This is a genomic window from Flavobacterium sp. GNP010 (assembly GCF_056428945.1).
In genome coordinates this window covers 88,573-105,770 of the sequence record NZ_JBWJVK010000006.1, presented here as the reverse complement: position 1 = coordinate 105,770, position 17,198 = coordinate 88,573, and the positions used below count along the sequence as shown (strand labels likewise).

Annotated in this window: 12 protein-coding genes; 1 reads left to right on the top strand and 11 read right to left on the bottom strand. The window is 36.8% G+C overall.

Features of this window, described 5'->3' with window-relative positions:
- Positions 1-85 precede the first annotated feature (85 nt).
- Positions 86-1,525, top strand: coding sequence for a spore maturation protein (locus AC061C_RS03790; RefSeq protein ID WP_478290101.1), 1,440 nt, complete (start codon positions 86-88; stop codon positions 1,523-1,525).
- Positions 1,526-1,914: 389 nt separating this feature from the next.
- Here AC061C_RS03790 and AC061C_RS03785 read toward each other — a convergent pair whose 3' ends face one another.
- The 11 genes from AC061C_RS03785 to AC061C_RS03735 all read right to left on the bottom strand — a co-directional run bounded on the left by AC061C_RS03785 (position 1,915) and on the right by AC061C_RS03735 (position 17,135).
- The gene (locus AC061C_RS03785; protein ID WP_478290100.1) at positions 1,915-4,671 is read right to left on the bottom strand and encodes a M4 family metallopeptidase; all 2,757 of its coding nucleotides are present in this window, start codon (positions 4,669-4,671) and stop codon (positions 1,915-1,917) included.
- A gap of 252 nt (positions 4,672-4,923) precedes the next feature.
- On the bottom strand, positions 4,924-5,583 hold the full coding sequence (locus tag AC061C_RS03780) for a CoA transferase subunit B (protein ID WP_417945263.1): 660 nt from the start codon (positions 5,581-5,583) through the stop codon (positions 4,924-4,926).
- A 2-nt stretch (positions 5,584-5,585) separates the two neighbouring features.
- Positions 5,586-6,287 carry a CoA transferase subunit A gene (locus tag AC061C_RS03775; protein WP_309758754.1) on the bottom strand — a complete coding sequence of 234 codons (702 nt, stop codon included), beginning with the start codon at positions 6,285-6,287 and terminating at the stop codon, positions 5,586-5,588.
- 76 nt (positions 6,288-6,363) lie between these two features.
- Positions 6,364-8,673, bottom strand: a complete 2,310-nt coding sequence (locus AC061C_RS03770; protein WP_478290099.1) for a penicillin-binding protein 1A — start codon at positions 8,671-8,673, stop codon at positions 6,364-6,366.
- 9 nt (positions 8,674-8,682) lie between these two features.
- Complete coding sequence (locus tag AC061C_RS03765; protein WP_309758757.1) at positions 8,683-9,162, bottom strand: gliding motility lipoprotein GldH; 480 nt, start codon at positions 9,160-9,162, stop codon at positions 8,683-8,685.
- Positions 9,146-10,411 (bottom strand): PSP1 domain-containing protein, encoded by a 1,266-nt coding sequence (locus tag AC061C_RS03760; protein ID WP_478290098.1) that lies wholly within the window; start codon positions 10,409-10,411, stop codon positions 9,146-9,148. Before AC061C_RS03760 ends, AC061C_RS03765 begins: the two co-directional genes overlap by 17 nt.
- Before the next feature lie 185 nt (positions 10,412-10,596).
- On the bottom strand, positions 10,597-11,964 hold the full coding sequence (trhO, locus tag AC061C_RS03755; protein WP_478290097.1) for an oxygen-dependent tRNA uridine(34) hydroxylase TrhO: 1,368 nt from the start codon (positions 11,962-11,964) through the stop codon (positions 10,597-10,599).
- Positions 11,965-12,693: 729 nt separating this feature from the next.
- Complete coding sequence (locus tag AC061C_RS03750) at positions 12,694-13,104, bottom strand: BrxA/BrxB family bacilliredoxin (protein ID WP_309759957.1); 411 nt, start codon at positions 13,102-13,104, stop codon at positions 12,694-12,696.
- A 100-nt stretch (positions 13,105-13,204) separates the two neighbouring features.
- Positions 13,205-14,356 carry a lycopene cyclase family protein gene (locus AC061C_RS03745; RefSeq protein WP_478290096.1) on the bottom strand — a complete coding sequence of 384 codons (1,152 nt, stop codon included), beginning with the start codon at positions 14,354-14,356 and terminating at the stop codon, positions 13,205-13,207.
- Positions 14,357-14,391: 35 nt separating this feature from the next.
- Positions 14,392-14,859, bottom strand: a complete 468-nt coding sequence (locus AC061C_RS03740) for a thioredoxin family protein (RefSeq protein ID WP_478290095.1) — start codon at positions 14,857-14,859, stop codon at positions 14,392-14,394.
- Positions 14,859-17,135, bottom strand: coding sequence for a TonB-dependent receptor (locus AC061C_RS03735; RefSeq protein WP_478290094.1), 2,277 nt, complete (start codon positions 17,133-17,135; stop codon positions 14,859-14,861). Before AC061C_RS03735 ends, AC061C_RS03740 begins: the two co-directional genes overlap by 1 nt.
- Between the last annotated feature and the right edge of the window lie 63 nt (positions 17,136-17,198).

Genomic DNA, 17,198 nt, shown 5'->3' with positions numbered 1-17,198 from the left:
ATACAATTTTAAAATTCTATTATTGAAATTGACATTGCAATTGACATTGAATATTGATTTATTACATTTACAAAAATTATAAGTTATGGTATTAAGCAGATTTTGGTTGGTCATTTTTATATCGGCAATTGTATTTGTAGTATTTAGTTTATTTGCAGGAGATAATTATACCATTGACCACGTTTTGAACGGAAAGAAGGACGATCCAATTCTTATTTCGGAAAGATATGTAGAGCAACTTCCTGCTTATATAAAAGATATTATCCAAACAGCGGTAGACCAAACCATAATTGTTGATCGGGATTCGCTCAATGCAGACACGACTTATGTTTTCAAAAATAAAACCGTAAAAATCTACAGTGGTGTGCAAAAATCAGATGGATTGTTGCCTACCTGTAAAAGTACTTTGCTGGATTTAGTATTGCCGTTGATGGCTTATCTGGCATTCTTTTGTGGGTTGATGGAGCTTTTAATCATTTCTGGTGCTTCGGGAAAATTGGCCAAAGCCTTAAGTCCCGTTTTTGTAAAAGTATTTCCGAGTATCCCAAAAAATCATCCATCGATTTCGTACATGACGCTGAATTTTGCTGCTAATTTCCTAGGACTAGATTCGGCTGCAACTCCTTTTGGATTAAAAGCGATGGAGAGCCTGCAAGAAATAAATCCTGAAAAAGACAAAGCTAGCGACGCTCAAATCATGTTCATGTGTTTACATGCTTCGGGACTGACGTTGATTGCTACTTCTATTATTGGGTATAGAGCTGCTGCAAATGCCAGTAATCCTGCGGATGTGATGTTGCCTTGTATTATTACGTCGTTCATAGGTACAATTGCCGCCTTTTTAATTGTTGGAATCAAACAGAAAATCAATTTCAAGAGTGCTTCTTTGGTATTGGTGCTAATTACATTAATCGCAGCTATAATAGGTTTGTTGATGTACGTGAATCAGTTGGACTTAATTGGTAAAAACTATTTTACATCAAATCTATCGGCTTTAATATTAATAGCGATTATCGCTTTTACGCTTATCTTTTCCTTTGTAAATGAAAAGAAATTCACAGAAGCATCAACTACTGTTTTTGAGACGTTTGTGGTAGGAGCTAACAATGGTGTCAAAACGGGAGTTACAATTTTCCCTTATGTACTAGGAATGTTAGTCGCTATTTCCTTGTTTAGAAACAGCGGTCTATTCGAAATAATTAGCAACTGGATTGCATTTATTTTTTCAAACATGGGAGTAAGCAAAGAAATTACAGATGCTTTGCCAGTAGCGTTGCTACGTCCATTTAGTTCTGCGGGTTCTAGAGGGTTTTTGATCGATTCTATGAATACTTTTGGTGCCGACTCGCTAACTGCTAGATTGGCTAGTATTTTTCAATGTAGCGCCGAAAGTACGTTTTATGTAATTGCGGTATACTTTGGTTCGGTAAACATCAAAAACACGCGTTACGCATTAGGCACCATGCTTATTGTTGATGTGATATGTGTAGTTACTGCTATTTTTGTTGCTACGTGGTTCTTTTAAATGAATTAAAAGCTAAGATTTCAGACATGAAAAGACGCTATCAACGATCATAAAATTTAAATTATTTTATAGTATAAAAATTAAGCCTTACAGAATACCGTGAGGCTTTTTTTTGATTTAAAACTAGAACTAATTGACACCTTGTTGATTAGTTTTACTATCGTTTCTGCTCCATCGTTGAACGTGATTACCAACGCCTTTACTTACTAAACTACCATTATGTTATACTTTAGTTCTCTGTCATGTAGTGTTTTAAAGCCAACTGAATTGCAAGGTATCTAATAGCTTACTTTTTTACCATAAATCTTAAATTTTTTAATGCGTTAGGGTTATAAATAAAAAAGGGAGCAGTTATGCACTGCCCCCTTTTAATGTATTTAAAAAAAATATTACTCTTTAATGAATTTTTTAGTGATGTTTTTCTGACCATCGTTTACCTCTAAGAGATATACTCCAGAAGCTAGTTTACTTACATTAATTGCATTTTCAGATATTTTCCCCGTCTCTATTTTTTGACCTAGGAAATTAAAAATGCTGAAAGTAGCACTGCGATTATCTGCCATTTTAATATTTAAGAAGTCAGAAGTAGGATTTGGAGACATAGTATATTCAAATATATTATTTTCATCACCTAAACCATCTGCAAAACTTGTTGCAAAACCTGCTATTGCTGCTCCACCAATGTTTACGGTGTAGTCTTCTACTTCGCCGTATGAAAAAGTTTCACAAGCAGTTTGAGCAGCATTGTATTTCATGGATACCCTCATACGTGTAGGTCCAGATAAGGCTGTCGTAGGAACCGTAAATGTAGCTGTTAAGTTTGCACTACTTGACGAAGAACCGGAAACGATTTGCTCAGCTGTTTCAAAAACACCATTTTTGTTATAATCAATCCATATTTTCCAATATTCAGTATACGCAGAACCACTAAAACCTGCGCTAAACAAAATAGTGTTTGATCCATAAGGTACATTTCCTGTCAAGGCTGTAAAGTTTCCATATCCTGCATTGGCACCAGTTGTATTGGCAATTCCACCCAAAGCTACATAGTCAATGTATTCAGATGTTGCATTACTTCCTTTAGAAACGCAGTACGTTACTGTAGTTCCAGATGTGGTAACGCTTGCTACATTACTAGCAGCAGATAAATTTCCTGCAGCATCTTTTGCTTTTACTGTGAAAGTATAGGCTGTTGCAGCAGTTAATCCTGTAACGGCATACGTTGTCCCAGTAACTGTGGCTAATAAGCTGGTACCTCGATATACATTGTACCCGGTTACTGCAACATTATCAGTAGCGGCTGTCCAAGATAAGTTTGTTGTTGTTGAAGTTGTTCCTGATGCAGTTAAGCTTGCAGGTGTAGACGGTGCAGTAGTATCAGCTGTGCCAGCATAAGCAGCGCCAACTCCTACAGCATAAAAGGCGTTTGTAGTAGCAATTACTTCTGGAGAACCTGCTCCATACAAATCAACTGCTGATTGAATACCGTACGTTCTAGCATTAGCGTAATTTGAACTTGCAGTAAGATAAACGCTTTCTAAACGATAGGCTATTTTTTCTGCTTTGGCAACTGTAATACCTGCTACATTATAAACACTTCCTATATCGTTTGTTCCTGATTTTCCGATAGCTAAAATGTAGAACCAGTGGTTTAATACGCCGCTATTAGTGTGTACTCCACCTGAATCTGCAGTTCCTGCATACCAGTAGGTTCCTTTATAAGTGTCTGGTTGTCCCTCGGCGTTAGGATCGCTCATTGAACGAAGTGATACACGACCAGTTCTTCTTTCGATATCTTCACCAATTAACCATGTAGATTTTGTTGGTGCAGCCGAAAACTCAATACAAGCTCCCCAGATATCCGAAAACCCTTCATTCATTGCACCAGACTCGTTCTGATACGTTAAATTAGCGGTATTGCTACAAACAGCGTGACCAATCTCGTGACCAGCTACGTCTAATGCAGTTAAGATGTCAAATCCTCCAGTACCGCTTCCGTCGCCGTACGTCATGACTGAACCGTTCCAAAACGCATTATTATTGTCTGGATATCCAGCTGCAATTAGGTTGTAGTGAACATAACTTTTTATTTTTGCTCCAGCATTATCATAACTATTACGTCCATGTTTAGTTGAAAAATAATCGTATGTTTTTTCTGCGCCCCAATGTGCGTCTAACGCTCCGTTGTCTTTATTGGTATTGTTAAATTCTGCCGCAGTCCAGTTGTTATCTACATCGGTAAAATTAGTGGTAGGATAAGTAGCTGTTCTAGCTGAGTTATAAGTTTGAACTCCTAAACCACGGGTTGCATCAGATAAAATATAAGTTGATCCGCTTAGAGCAGTTTGTATCGATTGCGTTCCGCTGTAGCGAGTAGCAGCATTAGCTGCAACCACAGCTGCTGAAACTGCACTTTTGTTTGTCGCAGTACTTGCATTAGATTGCTTTCCATGGCTGTATTCGCCAAGGTGTTTGATAGTTGCATTGTACAGCAAAACTTCGCCAGTAGTAGCATCTATGTATAAATCGCCACGACTAACAGGTAGTGAAGCATACATATCAAATTTGTAAGCTAAACGTAGGTTGTTGCTTTTTTGTTTTGTTGTAGTGCTTTCTGTTGAAGGAAGTAAAACCAACTCTCCAGTCGGTTTTTCGTAGTTCATCATTTTTGCATCTGCAGGGGTTTCCCATAGGTACTTTTTTGCGCCTATTTTTTTTAGTGCTTGAGCAAATGCTTGGTCTTTATTTAATTTAGGAGCAGTGTTTACCTTTTCTGGGGCATAATAATCACCGCTCATAGATTCTAATTTTCCAGCTTTTGAGTGTATCGTGTAGGTAGAAAATTCAACTTTTAAGCCTTCGTGATACAATTGGAATTTGTCGTGAGAGATTCCTAATTTATCAGTTTCAGATTTGGTTTTTGAAAAATTTGAATTGGCTTTCAAACCTAGTTGTTCGGTCAATGCTTTTTGAGCATCTGAGGATTTGTAAGTAGACTTTTCATTAAAAACGATCAAAGAAGGTTTTCCTTTTTCATCCGTAATTTTTTGTTTTACATTTTTGGTTGCATCTTGTGCTTGTGCTTCTATTGCAAAAAAAGAAACGGAAGCAAACAAGGCAATTTTACCGAGTAATTTTGTTTTCATTGGTTTGGGTTTTGGTTAGTTGTTTAAAAAAATAAATTTAAACACGATTGCGAATTTAACAAAAAAACTATGTAATATTAATTTTTTGTTAAAATATATTTTAGTATTGCTGTTCTAATAGATAAAATAGGGGTGTATTTATATTTTTTTAAGATTTGATGCCGAATATAAATACTACAAAACAGTATAAAAAAAAATACATCCGTCTATAGGATGTATTTTTTGTTGTATTCTATTTGGGTGAAGACAGTTTTAATCGAGTATCATTTCTGGAATTTCACCATCAATAATTAATGTTGCTTCGGTTGAAGCAACAATGTGTTCTATGGTTACGCCAGGTGCTCGTTCTAGCAGCTTGAATCCTTGTGATGTTATTTCAAGTACAGCAAGTTCAGTAACAACTTTTTTAACGCATCCTACACCAGTTAAAGGCAACGTACATTTTTTAAGAATTTTAGATTCTCCAGCCTTATTCACATGCATCATGGCTACAATAATGTTTTCTGCCGAAGCGACTAAATCCATTGCGCCGCCCATTCCTTTGACCATTTTTCCTGGGATTTTCCAGTTGGCTATATCACCATTTTCAGAAACTTCCATAGCGCCAAGAATTGTTAAGTCTACATGTTGGCCACGAATCATGCCAAAACTAAATCCAGAATCAAAGAAACTTGCGCCTGGTAATGTTGTTATGGTTTGTTTTCCTGCGTTGATTAAATCGGCATCTTCGTCCCCTTCAAATGGGAATGGTCCCATTCCAAGAACGCCATTTTCACTTTGAAACTCAACATCAATACCTTCTGGGATATAGTTTGCTACTAGCGTTGGTATTCCGATTCCAAGATTCACATAATAGTTGTGTTTCAATTCTTTTGCGATGCGTTTTGCAATTTGGTTTTTATCTAAAGCCATGATTAGAAAATTTTTCTTACTGTAAGTTGTTCAATTCGTTTCTCGTATTTCTCGCCTTGAAAAATTCTATTTACAAGTATTCCTGGAATATGAATTTCATTTGGATCTAAACTTCCAGCGGGCAATAGTTCTTCAACTTCTGCAATGGTAATTTTTGCAGCTCCAGCCATACATGGATTGAAGTTTCTAGCCGTCCCTTTGAAAACTAGATTTCCGGCTTCGTCCCCTTTCCATGCTTTCACAATCGCAAAATCAGCTTGAAAAGCGTGTTCCATAATATGCATTTTTCCATTAAATTCACGAACTTCTTTACCTTCGGCTACTTCAGTTCCATAACCGGCTGGTGTAAAAAAAGCAGGAATTCCAGCTTGTGCTGCGCGGCAGCGTTCTGCTAAAGTCCCTTGTGGAATAAGATCAACTTCGAGTTCTCCAGATAGCATTTGGCGTTCAAATTCGGCATTTTCCCCAACATAAGATGAAATCATCTTTTTAATTTGACGTTTTTGCAAAAGCAGACCAAGACCAAAATCATCAACTCCTGCGTTATTTGAAATACAGGTTAAATTTGTCGTTTCTTTTTTTACTAATTCGGCGATAGAATTTTCTGGAATACCACATAATCCGAAACCGCCAAGCATGATAGTCATATCGTTTTCAATTCCTTGAAGGGCATCTTGAACGTTATTTACTTTTTTGTTAATCATAAAAATAAGGTGCTATTGATGTAATTATAATTTTTTAAATATTCTTAGGAGTACCGTTCGTTCCTCACAAGGACTTTTAAAGTTCAAACTCCTCTGTATCTTGTTCTACAGCAGTGGTATCTACAACTTTTTTAGGAACGTAACAATCTACTTTTATAGATAGATTAGAAGGTCTTTCAAATGGTTCTTTGGATACTTTTAGAGCAGGATCTTCGTAACATAATTTCATGAAATATCCCCAAACTGGTAGTGCTGCAGTAGCTCCTTGTCCGTAGGTAATGCTCTTGAAACGGGCAGAACGGTCTTCGCAACCTACCCAAACTCCCGTTACAAGATTAGGAACCATTCCCATGAACCAACCATCAGATTGGTTTTGAGTTGTACCTGTTTTTCCTGCAATTGGATTTCTAAAAGAATAGGGATATCCAGTCCAGCGGTTGTCGCCATTACCTCCACCAGTGGTACGTAAACGGTCTCCAGAACCTCCTTCGGTTACACCTTCCAGTAATTTAATGACTGCATAAGCGATGTCTTTGTTTAAAACATCGTGTGATTCAGGAATGGGCTCGTAAATGATTACTCCACTTTTATCTTCAATTTTTGATATAAATTGGGGTTTCATATAAACACCCTGGTTTGCAAAAGTGCTGTATGCGGCAACCATATCTTCTACAGTGATTTCTACGGCACCAAGTGCAATGGATGGTTGATTTACAATTTCGGATTTCACCCCTAATTTATGAGTTAAATCAATTACGGCTTCCGGTCCTACTTTGTCAATTAATTTAGCCGATATTGTATTTATAGAATTGGCTAAACCCCTTTTCAGAGTAACCATGCCTCGGTATTTATTATCGGAATTTTTAGGTTCCCAATCTTCGGTTACGTTATGACGTCCTTTACGAATCATAAACGGACCATCAACAATAGAGTCACATGGAGACATGTTCAATTGTTCTATGGCGGTAGCGTATACAAATGGTTTGAAGGTCGACCCTACTTGTCTAGCACCTTGACCTACGTGATCGTATTGAAAATATTTATAATTGATACCACCTACCCAAGCTTTTATTTCACCGGTTTGTGGTTCCATTGCCATCAATCCCGATTGTAAAAAGTGCTTGTAATACCTAATGGAGTCTAATGGAGTCATGATGGTATCTTTTTCTCCTTCCCAAGAAAATACAGTCATTTTTGTTTTTTCGCTGAACGATTTTATAATTTCTTCCTCGCTTTTATCCATAGATTTCATAACAGCCCATCTATTTGATGATTTCATAGCTTGATTAAGAATCTTTTGAGTTTCTACAGAGGAAATGTTGACAAAAGGAGCGTTTTTATTGTCTTTTGATTGATTGAAAAATTCTTCTTGTAGGTTGGCCATGTGTGCAGAAACGGCTGCTTCAGCATGCAACTGCATTCTGGAATCAATTGTAGTATAGATTTTTAGACCATCTTTGTAAATGTCATAATCTGATCCATCTGGTTTTTTATTTTCTTCTGCCCATTTTTTCATGTAATCACGCAGGTATTCTCTAAAATACGTAGCTGTACCGTCTTTGTGGGTTTCTAATTTGAAATTTAATTTAATCGGTAAACTTTGTAGTTTTTCTTTTTCCTCTTTGGTGATGATTTTTCCTTTTGCCATTTGCGAAAGCACCACATTTCTGCGGTTTGTCACACCTTCTGGGTTTCGTACAGGATTGTATAAACCAGAGTTTTTAAACATCCCTACTAGTATTGCCGATTCGCTAATGGTCAAATCCTTAGGTTCTTTAGAAAAATAAGTTTTAGCTGCGGAACTTACCCCAACAGAATTGTTTCCAAAATCATATACGTTGCAGTACATGGCGATGATTTCATTTTTTGTATATTGCCTTTCCAGACGGATGGCGACTATCCATTCTTGTGCTTTTTGTACGATTCTAAAAGGTAGGAATTTAGAACCTTCTCCGTGTAGCAATTGTTTGGCAAATTGCTGAGTCAATGTACTCGCTCCACCGCTCGTTCCTAAACTAAAAATGGCCCTCAAAGTTCCTCTGCCATCAATGCCAGAATGCTCATAAAAACGAGCATCTTCGGTAGCAATTAGTGCTTGTACTAAATTTTTTGGTAAATCAGCATAGTGTAATTGAGACCTGTTTTTTTCAAAATACTTTCCTAAAACCACACCATCTGCCGAAATGATTTCGGTTGCAAGGTTAGAGTCTGGATTTTCTAAATCTTCAAAAGAAGGCATCGAACCAAAAAGTCCCCATGAAGCGAATAAGAAAAACAAACCAACAGCACCCATTCCATAGAAAAAAATTTTCCAAAATTTCTTTTGATAGTAAGCAATATTCTTATCGCTGTTTTGCGCCTGATTGTTATTTTTTTTGATAGCCATAATACTATTTTATTCTTTTTTTTCTATTCTAAAACCTACTTCTGTAATACCGTCTAATGCTTTTACTCCGAGAACCTTACCGTTTTCTCGAACTGCCTGCTTGATGTATACTTTGTATTTTGATCTGAACCGTACATTTTCCTTATAAAAAAGTTTACTTTCTTTTAAGTCTGAAAAACCATTGCCTAATAATGTGCCGTCTGGCTCTGCCATTTGGTATTCAAGTGTGTCTACTTTTGTAAATCCATTTGGTAATTCCAACGCCACAATTAAAAACAAATTGTTGAATTGATAATCATTATTGTCTCTAACATTAATAAACAAATCATAGCGTTTTGTAGAGTCCAATTCTGGTAAATTGAAGGTAACAATACTGTCTTTGTGCCACGCACTACCTACCGATTTGTATTCATCAAAAACTCTTTTCTTGTCACATGAAGAAAAGATAATCATCACTAAAAGGAGTAAAGCGCTATTTTTTATCCACATTTTTGGTAATAATTATTGGTTTTCTTGGCTCTGCATGCTTTTTATCACCTTGTTGCTGACGATTATTATTGTTTTTATTGATAGGTTTACTGCTATTGGCTACAATCACATTTTCCCCACCAGCTTTGCGTTTTTTATGCTGTTTTTTCTTTGGTTTAGGTTGGTCAAATCGCGTTAAACTTTCTTGACCCATGGCATTGTTGAAGTTTTTCTCAGGCTCAACAACAATCTCAATAGCATAATCCTCTAACGAAGAAACTTTGTTCTTAAGTTTATTTTCGGCAACAATTTCCTGTACTTGTTCAATTTTCAACACATGCCAATTGGCAAAATTATTCGTGTATGCAAACCACATCAAGCCTTTAAAAATATCTTGTTTTTGGCAAATGGCATCTCCTTTTTCAGTAACTAACTTAGTTTCGAAATCTGGGAAATGCTTTAAGGCATCCATGTAGGTGTCTAGTTCATAGTTCAAGCAGCATTTTAATTTACCGCATTGTCCCGCCAGTTTTTGTGGATTCAAGGACAGTTGTTGGTAACGTGCAGCTGAGGTATTTACACTTCTAAAATCAGTCAGCCAAGTAGAACAACACAATTCTCTTCCGCAAGAACCTATTCCACCTAAACGAGCTGCTTCCTGACGGAAACCTACTTGTTTCATCTCAATACGAGTACTGAATTCTTTAGCAAAATCTTTAATTAAAGCTCTAAAGTCAATTCGGTCATTTGCGGTGTAGTAAAAAGTAGCCTTAGATCCATCTCCTTGAAATTCGATATCCGAAATTTTCATTTCCAGTTTTTGAGCAATCGCCAGTTCTCGTGCGCGAACCTTCATAGGCTCTTCTTTATCGCGAGCAGTAGACCAAATGTCAATGTCTTTTTGAGAAGCTTTTCTATAAATTTTAGGAATTTCATTGCTTAAAGGATTGGCTCCTTTTTTCTTCATTTGGATGCGAACCAATTCTCCTGTAAGTGTTACAATTCCAATATCATGACCAGGTGAAGCTACCGTGGCAACGATGTCGCCCATACTCAAAGTTAATTTCTCGGTATTGCGGTAAAATTCTTTTCGGCCGTTTTTGAAACGTACTTCAACGCAATCAAAAGGGGCGTCGCCATTGGGCAAACTCATATTCGAAAGCCAATCAAAAACCGTTAATTTATTGCAGCTATCGGTGCCGCAAGTCCCATTATTTTTACAACCCTTTGGTGCGCCACCATCAGAAGTTGAACAACTTGTACATGCCATAATCTTATATGTAGTGTTGTGACGAGCACAACTTAAGTTCTTAAAACGTTTAATGTGTAAAGATAGTATTTTTTAATTTTATGGAACAACGCCAATTTAGGGCAATAATTCATAAATTTATACTAAAAAACCCATTACAATTTAAATTATAATGGGTTGGTACTAGTTCATGTAGCGTTAGAGGTTTATTCTAAAATGCGGTATAATTTATCGGATAATCGAATCCGGAAGGGGAGTTGAAACGTGCACGTATCGCCAGCAACGGCTTTTTGTTGCGCGGTGTCATTGACCATCATTTTATCGATTTTTAAAATTTGTTCTCCAGTAGTGCTCCCTTTTATCAATACAGTATCGCCAATTGTTAACTCATTTTCTTCAATTAAAAACTGTCCAACATTTGACTTCGGGAAAAAGTGAGCGCCTTTACCAAGGTATTCTTTTTTAATTTTCACCGCTTTTTTTGCAACAGGTTTGCGTTTTGCAAGCTCAATTAAGTCGGGAATAGCCGCCAAAGGATCTGTATTATTTTTGAAAAGTAGCTTGTCAGATTTCCCTTTTTTGAAAATCTTATTTCCGTTTTTTATACCGCGACGAATGGCTTTTTGCTCCTCTTCGGGCAAGTGAATAATCGTAGCACATTCTGTAGAACAACAACCATACATTTTTTCTTTGCAAGATTCACACTGAATAAAAAGCAAATGACAACCTTCGTTCACGCAATTCGTATGCACATCACAAGCGGTGCCGCATTGATGGCATTGCGAAACAACATCGTCAGTAATTCGTTCGCCCAAGCGGTGATCAAAAACAAAGTTTTTACCTATAAATTTGCTCTCTAGATTTTCTTCTTTTATTTGCTTGGCGTAATTAATGATACCACCTTCCAGCTGGAAAACATTCTTAAAACCTTGGTGTTTAAAATAAGCCGATGCTTTCTCGCAACGAATTCCTCCAGTGCAATACATCACCAAGTTTTTATCTTCCTTAAAATCTTTTAATTGCTCATTAATAATTGGCAACGACTCTCTAAACGTATCTACATCAGGAGTTATGGCGCCTTTAAAATAGCCAATTTCACTCTCATAATGATTTCTAAAATCGACTACAATTGTGTTGGGATCGTCAAGAATTTCGTTGAATTCCTTCGCTTTTAGGTGTACACCTATGTTGGTTACATCAAAAGTTTCATCGTTCAAACCGTCGGCAACTATTTTGTCACGCACCTTAATTGTTAGTTTCAAAAACGAGTGATCGTCATGCTCCACGGCAATATTCAAGCGCATCCCTTTCATGAAATCGTATTCCTCAAGCGTGTCCTTGAAGGCATAAAAATTATCGGCAGGCAATGATAATTGCGCATTGATACCTTCTTTGGCCACATAAATTCGGCCTAGAACTACTAAAGGATTCCAAGCGCGGAATAAATCGTTTCGAAATTGAGTTGGATCTTGAATTTGCGCATAAGCATAGAACGACAAAGTGAGTCTTTGTTTTCCGGCATCATCAATCATGACGGCTCTTTCCTCTGCGCTTAAGGTGTTGTACAGTTGCATGCTATAAACAGTTTAAGTGAGAAATTTATTTTTTGCAAAAGTAGGCAAAAAGGTTCAGAGGCGCAAAGTATTACAGGAACTAAGGTTCGCAATCATTAACAATAGACGCTTAATTTTCCTTAATGTCTTAATGGTTTGTTTTTTTTAGGAGCTATTTCCAGCTTTCCGCTATATCTCTTGTTTTCGCTATCGCTACAACAAGAGGATGCCGCTGCAATCTGGGCTAGGGGAGTTGTGGTGAGGAGGTATTTTGCAATTATTTTGGCATTCTGAAAAACGAAGACCCGAGCGCTAGCGAACTGGCGATGCAATCTTTATTTGTTGAGCAACTTATTGATGCTCTTCCTTCGTCAGATTGACAAGTAAGCTTTTAATTGTTTTTACGGTTATTTGTCATTCTGAGGAACGAAGACCCGAGCGCTAGCGAACTGGCGGAGCAATCTCTGATTGGTGAGCAACTTGTGGAGACTCTTCCTTCGTCAGAGTGACAATTTTGGGACTGATTTGGAGATACAATTGACTGATTTTATTGCGTTTAGTTTGTCATTCTGAAAAACGTAGACCCGAGCGTTAGCGAACTGGCGGAGCAATCTTTGTATTTTGAGCAACTTGTGGAGACTCTTCCTTCGTCAGAGTGACAACTTTGTCTTAAATACAAACAATAATCACCATCCCTAAATAAAAAAACCACGCCGAAACGTGGTTTTAAAATCTATACTTTATCAGGCATTAGCAATACTCGTTGAAAGCGTCTTTCAAGTTTTCAGCAATTAGTTCTGCTGGGCGACCTTCAATGTGGTGACGCTCTAGCATGTGTACTAATTCTCCGTTTTTGAACAGAGCCATACTTGGCGATGATGGAGGAAAAGGGAACATGTGTTGTCTTGCAGCATCAACTGCATCTTTGTCAACTCCTGCAAAAACAGTAATTAAATGGTCTGGTTTTTTAGCACCTTCTAAACTCATTTTTGCTCCTGGGCGTGCGTTTCTAGCAGCACAACCACAAACCGAATTTACAACTACAAGCGTTGTTCCTTCTAGTTTCATTGCGTTTTCTACGGCTTCAGCACTATGTAAATCTTGAAAACCTGCAGTCGTTAATTCCGCTTGCATTGGTTTTACCATTTCTTCTGGATACATATCTTTTTATTTAAATCATTATTAATTTTGTCCTGCAAAGTTACAAAGTTTACAATCAAGAATAAGTGTTCAATTATAAAGTTTTGTTATAGTTTGATTGTTATTTTAGGGCTTTGGTCGCCACGTTAAAAATGGCTTTGATAAACAACATTTTCGGACATTTTAAAATAACTTGAATGTCTTCAATAAAAGAGGTTTCCTCGTCTAGAAATTTGAAAATAACCACAGGATTTCCTTTTTTGAACATCGAAGAAAAAATGTGGGAACCCAATTCGTTTTTTCGATCTAAAATGTCTAATAATAGCAAATCATAAAACCAGAATTTGGTCTTTTTATGAAATTTAGTGAAGTCGGTTTCTCTTTGTAGAAAGGCAACCAATTCACTTGATTTTTTATCAGAATTTTTGAAAGTGTAACCCGTACTCGCTTTGGTCCAACCGCCAGAAGTACCAATGTTGATGACGTTTTTAGTATTCGATTTCCAAAAAGGATAACACGTCATCGGGATGCTGCCTTGCTCTTTTTCGACGATTTCATAGTTCGTAATGCCCAATTTTTCGATGTATTGCTTAATTTCGTTTTCGTACTCTTCTTTTTTTAAATGCTGGTGCGAAAACAAGGTGTATTCCAGTAATGCCTCCGTTTTTGAGGTAGGCAACACGTACATAAAACGGGTATTTCCTTTTTGTTCTACCGAAAAATCCATAAACGTGGCTTGTTCCATATTGAATACAGCTTGCTCACTTTTGATAAACCAACCAATAAAATGCTGTTGTAAAACAGGATATTTAGTTTGGTTTTCTGCTTTTTTTTTGTGGTAAATGCTGTTGAATAATTTAGAGCACGAAAAGGATTCATTTTCGGTTTGTACCAAAATTATAGTTTCGGATTCTTCGATTTCCAAGACTTTCTGGTTAATGAACGTGATGTTCGCTTGTGTCGAAAGCAAATCGAAAACTTGGTTGTAAAAATCAAGTCCTTTCACCATATTGTAGTGGTACGGTTGCAAGTCTAAATCCCTGCGAAAGTTTTCGTTGGCAAACAAAGCCCAATCCCATTTTTTGGAAATAGATTGTTCCCAAAGTGAATCGTTAGTTTTCCAGAAACACCAAGTTCTGTCGTTGGTTTTTTTAGCATTTTCATCTAATAACAAAATACTTTTATCCGTAAACGATCCTGATTGCACCATTTTGTAAACCGTCATTAAAGCCGATAATCCTGCGCCGGTAAAAATATAATCGTAGTGTTTCATTTGGGAATTTGACATTTCCCCAAAAATAAACAATTTTATTCTTTTAGTTTGGCTAAAATCATCTTTAATTCTTTTGGTTTTAAGTAGCCGCTGTGCTGAAAAATAATCTCGTTTTCACTATTTAAAACACACAAAACAGGAAAGTGCAGTTGCTTATTTATTGTTCCTAGTGCGATGGCCAGTTCATGCGTTCCAGAAGTATTTCCCGTGGGTTTGAATTGAAAAGTGGTTTTATTGAAAACTACCATTCGCTTTTCTTCGGCATTGAAGTTAATAAAATAGTAATCAGTGTTAAGCTCCTTGATGATTTCCTCGTTTTTGAAAGTGGTGTTTTTCATCGCATGGCAAAACTGGCACCAATCAGTTTGAATGAAAACAATCGTTTTTCTTTTTTCGATACGTTGTAAACTGTCGATTTCTTCGAATAAAATAGACTGCAACTGCGCAAATCCATCAGGAATCGAATAGCATAAAAGTAACACTAAAAAAAGATTTTTCTTCATTATTTAAAGGTATACCGCAATCCGAAAAAGCTTCTGATTCCTTGGTTGGGTCCATACACATACGTCGTATCAAATGTTAATCCATACGGGTTTTCGGGCGTTGCCAGTACTTGACCTTTTGTGTCGTAAATCACATTTTTGTCAAAAGGATCATTGGTTCTTGCAATTAAAAAGGGGTTGTTTTGTTTAGGCAAAAAGTTCAACAGGTTTTTAATTCCGGCATAGAACTCAAAGTATTTCAAACCAGAATACGTGAATTGAATGTTTTGCAAACTATACCAAGGCGATTCTGGAGCACGAGGATCTAAAGCGCTTAAAAGTGGCAATTGCATTGGGCTGTACACATTTCCGGTGTAATCAATATTCAATTCAATAGCTTGAATTTTATATGAAACACTCCAAGTTGCCGTAAACTTTTCAGTTAAAAAAGGCGTTTCTTTTCGGTTATTTTCAACGTTTTTGTTATCCAGCAATGAAGCGCCGGTGATAATTTTTAATCCATTTGGAAAATTAAAATCGACATTCGTACTGATTCCTTGGCTTATCGCATAACCGTTGATGTTGTCATAGATAATTTGGTTTGGATTTGTATCGTAATCCGATACAATTTTATTGCTGAATCGCGTATGAAAAAACGAAGTTTCAATTCCAATAAAGGTCCCGTTATCAAAATTTATTTTCTTGATATAATTCAAATTGGCATTTATGGATTGTTCCGGCTTTAGGTTATTGGCGATGATAATTTCACGAGCGCCAGTCAAAGCAGCATGGTCTTCGGTAAATAAATTCACCACTCTAAAACCTGTTCCTGCATTCAAACGAATGATATTATTGTCGTTCAATTTCCATTTGTAAGCGATTCTTGGCGTTATGATGCTTCCGTGAATTGAGTTGTAATCATAACGCATTCCCAGTAATAGCTTTTGTTTTTCGGTGAATGTAATTTCGTCTTGAATAAAAATTCCCGGTAACCACGTTTTCTCCGGGTTGTTGGTTCCTAGTTTTGAAGTTGCCGGCGTATTGTCATCGTAATAATTGTATCGGGTGGCAATTCCGGAAAGTAAGTCATGATTTCCTATTTTTTTATCCCAAGTCAGTTGTAAAAAACCAATTTTTTGATTTGCAATATAACTTGTTGTACCGTAGCGGCTGTCTTGAAAATGTACGTTTCCTGAAAAGGACAGTATCAGTTTTTCCTGAAACGGCATTTGGTAACTTCCTATTAATTCTGCTCGTTTGGTATAAATGCTTTCGCCATAGATTTCGTCACCGCCACGGTATTTTTTCTCCCAACGCACATCGCCACCAAAACGATCTTCATAAACGCCACGCGCGGCAATGGTGAACAAGCGATTTTCTTTTCTGTCGAAAGTCCATTTTTGAAAAAGGGAAATTCGGTCAGAAAGAGTAACATCAGTAAAGTTATCTCCGTCGTTATCAATTTTTTGATTGTATCTGAAATAATTTAAACCTAAAAGTGCCGTGGCTTTCTTGCCAACATTTAGTTTTACTCCTAAGTCAATATTGGTTTCCAACCAAGAAGTAGTAAACACATCAGCAGAGAATAGGGGAGCATTTGTTGGATTTTTGGTAATAATATTGATCAAACCGCCCACGGCTTCGCTGCCGAACAAAGACGAAGCTGGTCCTTTTACGATTTCAATACGTTCTACTAGTGAATTTGGAATTCCAGATAATCCGTACACTGTAGATAAACTGCTCACGATGGGCATTCCATCTATTAAAACCAAAGTATATGGACCTTCCAAACCATTAATATGGATGTCACCCGTATTGCAAACGCCACAATTCAGTTGCGGTCGTACACCATTTACGTTTTGCAAGGCTTCATAAATGCTATCGGTTGGGTTTTTCTTGAAAAATACTGGAGAATAAACTTCTACTGGAACCGCACTTTCTAATCGCTTTACCGCCTTTAATGTTCCCGAAACCACGACTTCATTGAGTTGGTTTTCGGTACTTGAAAGTTCAAAATCCAGAACGTTGTTTTCATTTTCTTTGATCGTTATGCTCTTTTTTATAGTTTGAAAACCTGCTGCTACAATTTGTACTTTATAATTACCCTCAGCAATAGTATCGATACTATACTTTCCTAAACTATCTGTTTGGGTGGCGTATTTTGTTCCAATTAAAAAAACACGAGCTTCTGTAACCCGTTTTTTATCTGATGAAATTATTCCGGATAGGCTTGTTTTTTCTTGGCCGTAGCCAAAATGGACTAGTAAGATTATAAACAACACGAATGTTTTTTTCACTATACTTAATTTAAATTTAGACAAAGCTAAAAATTATATTTTGCAAAACAAATTTTTTAATTA

Coding starts and splice junctions, on each gene's coding strand:
- AC061C_RS03790 (WP_478290101.1), top strand. CDS start 86: ATGGTATTAAGCAGATTTTGGTTGGTCATTTTTATATCGGCAATTGTA.
- AC061C_RS03785 (WP_478290100.1), bottom strand. CDS start 4,671: ATGAAAACAAAATTACTCGGTAAAATTGCCTTGTTTGCTTCCGTTTCT.
- AC061C_RS03780 (WP_417945263.1), bottom strand. CDS start 5,583: ATGGCTTTAGATAAAAACCAAATTGCAAAACGCATCGCAAAAGAATTG.
- AC061C_RS03775 (WP_309758754.1), bottom strand. CDS start 6,287: ATGATTAACAAAAAAGTAAATAACGTTCAAGATGCCCTTCAAGGAATT.
- AC061C_RS03770 (WP_478290099.1), bottom strand. CDS start 8,673: ATGGCTATCAAAAAAAATAACAATCAGGCGCAAAACAGCGATAAGAAT.
- AC061C_RS03765 (WP_309758757.1), bottom strand. CDS start 9,162: ATGTGGATAAAAAATAGCGCTTTACTCCTTTTAGTGATGATTATCTTT.
- AC061C_RS03760 (WP_478290098.1), bottom strand. CDS start 10,411: ATGGCATGTACAAGTTGTTCAACTTCTGATGGTGGCGCACCAAAGGGT.
- trhO (WP_478290097.1), bottom strand. CDS start 11,964: ATGCAACTGTACAACACCTTAAGCGCAGAGGAAAGAGCCGTCATGATT.
- AC061C_RS03750 (WP_309759957.1), bottom strand. CDS start 13,104: ATGTATCCAGAAGAAATGGTAAAACCAATGCAAGCGGAATTAACGACT.
- AC061C_RS03745 (WP_478290096.1), bottom strand. CDS start 14,356: ATGAAACACTACGATTATATTTTTACCGGCGCAGGATTATCGGCTTTA.
- AC061C_RS03740 (WP_478290095.1), bottom strand. CDS start 14,859: ATGAAGAAAAATCTTTTTTTAGTGTTACTTTTATGCTATTCGATTCCT.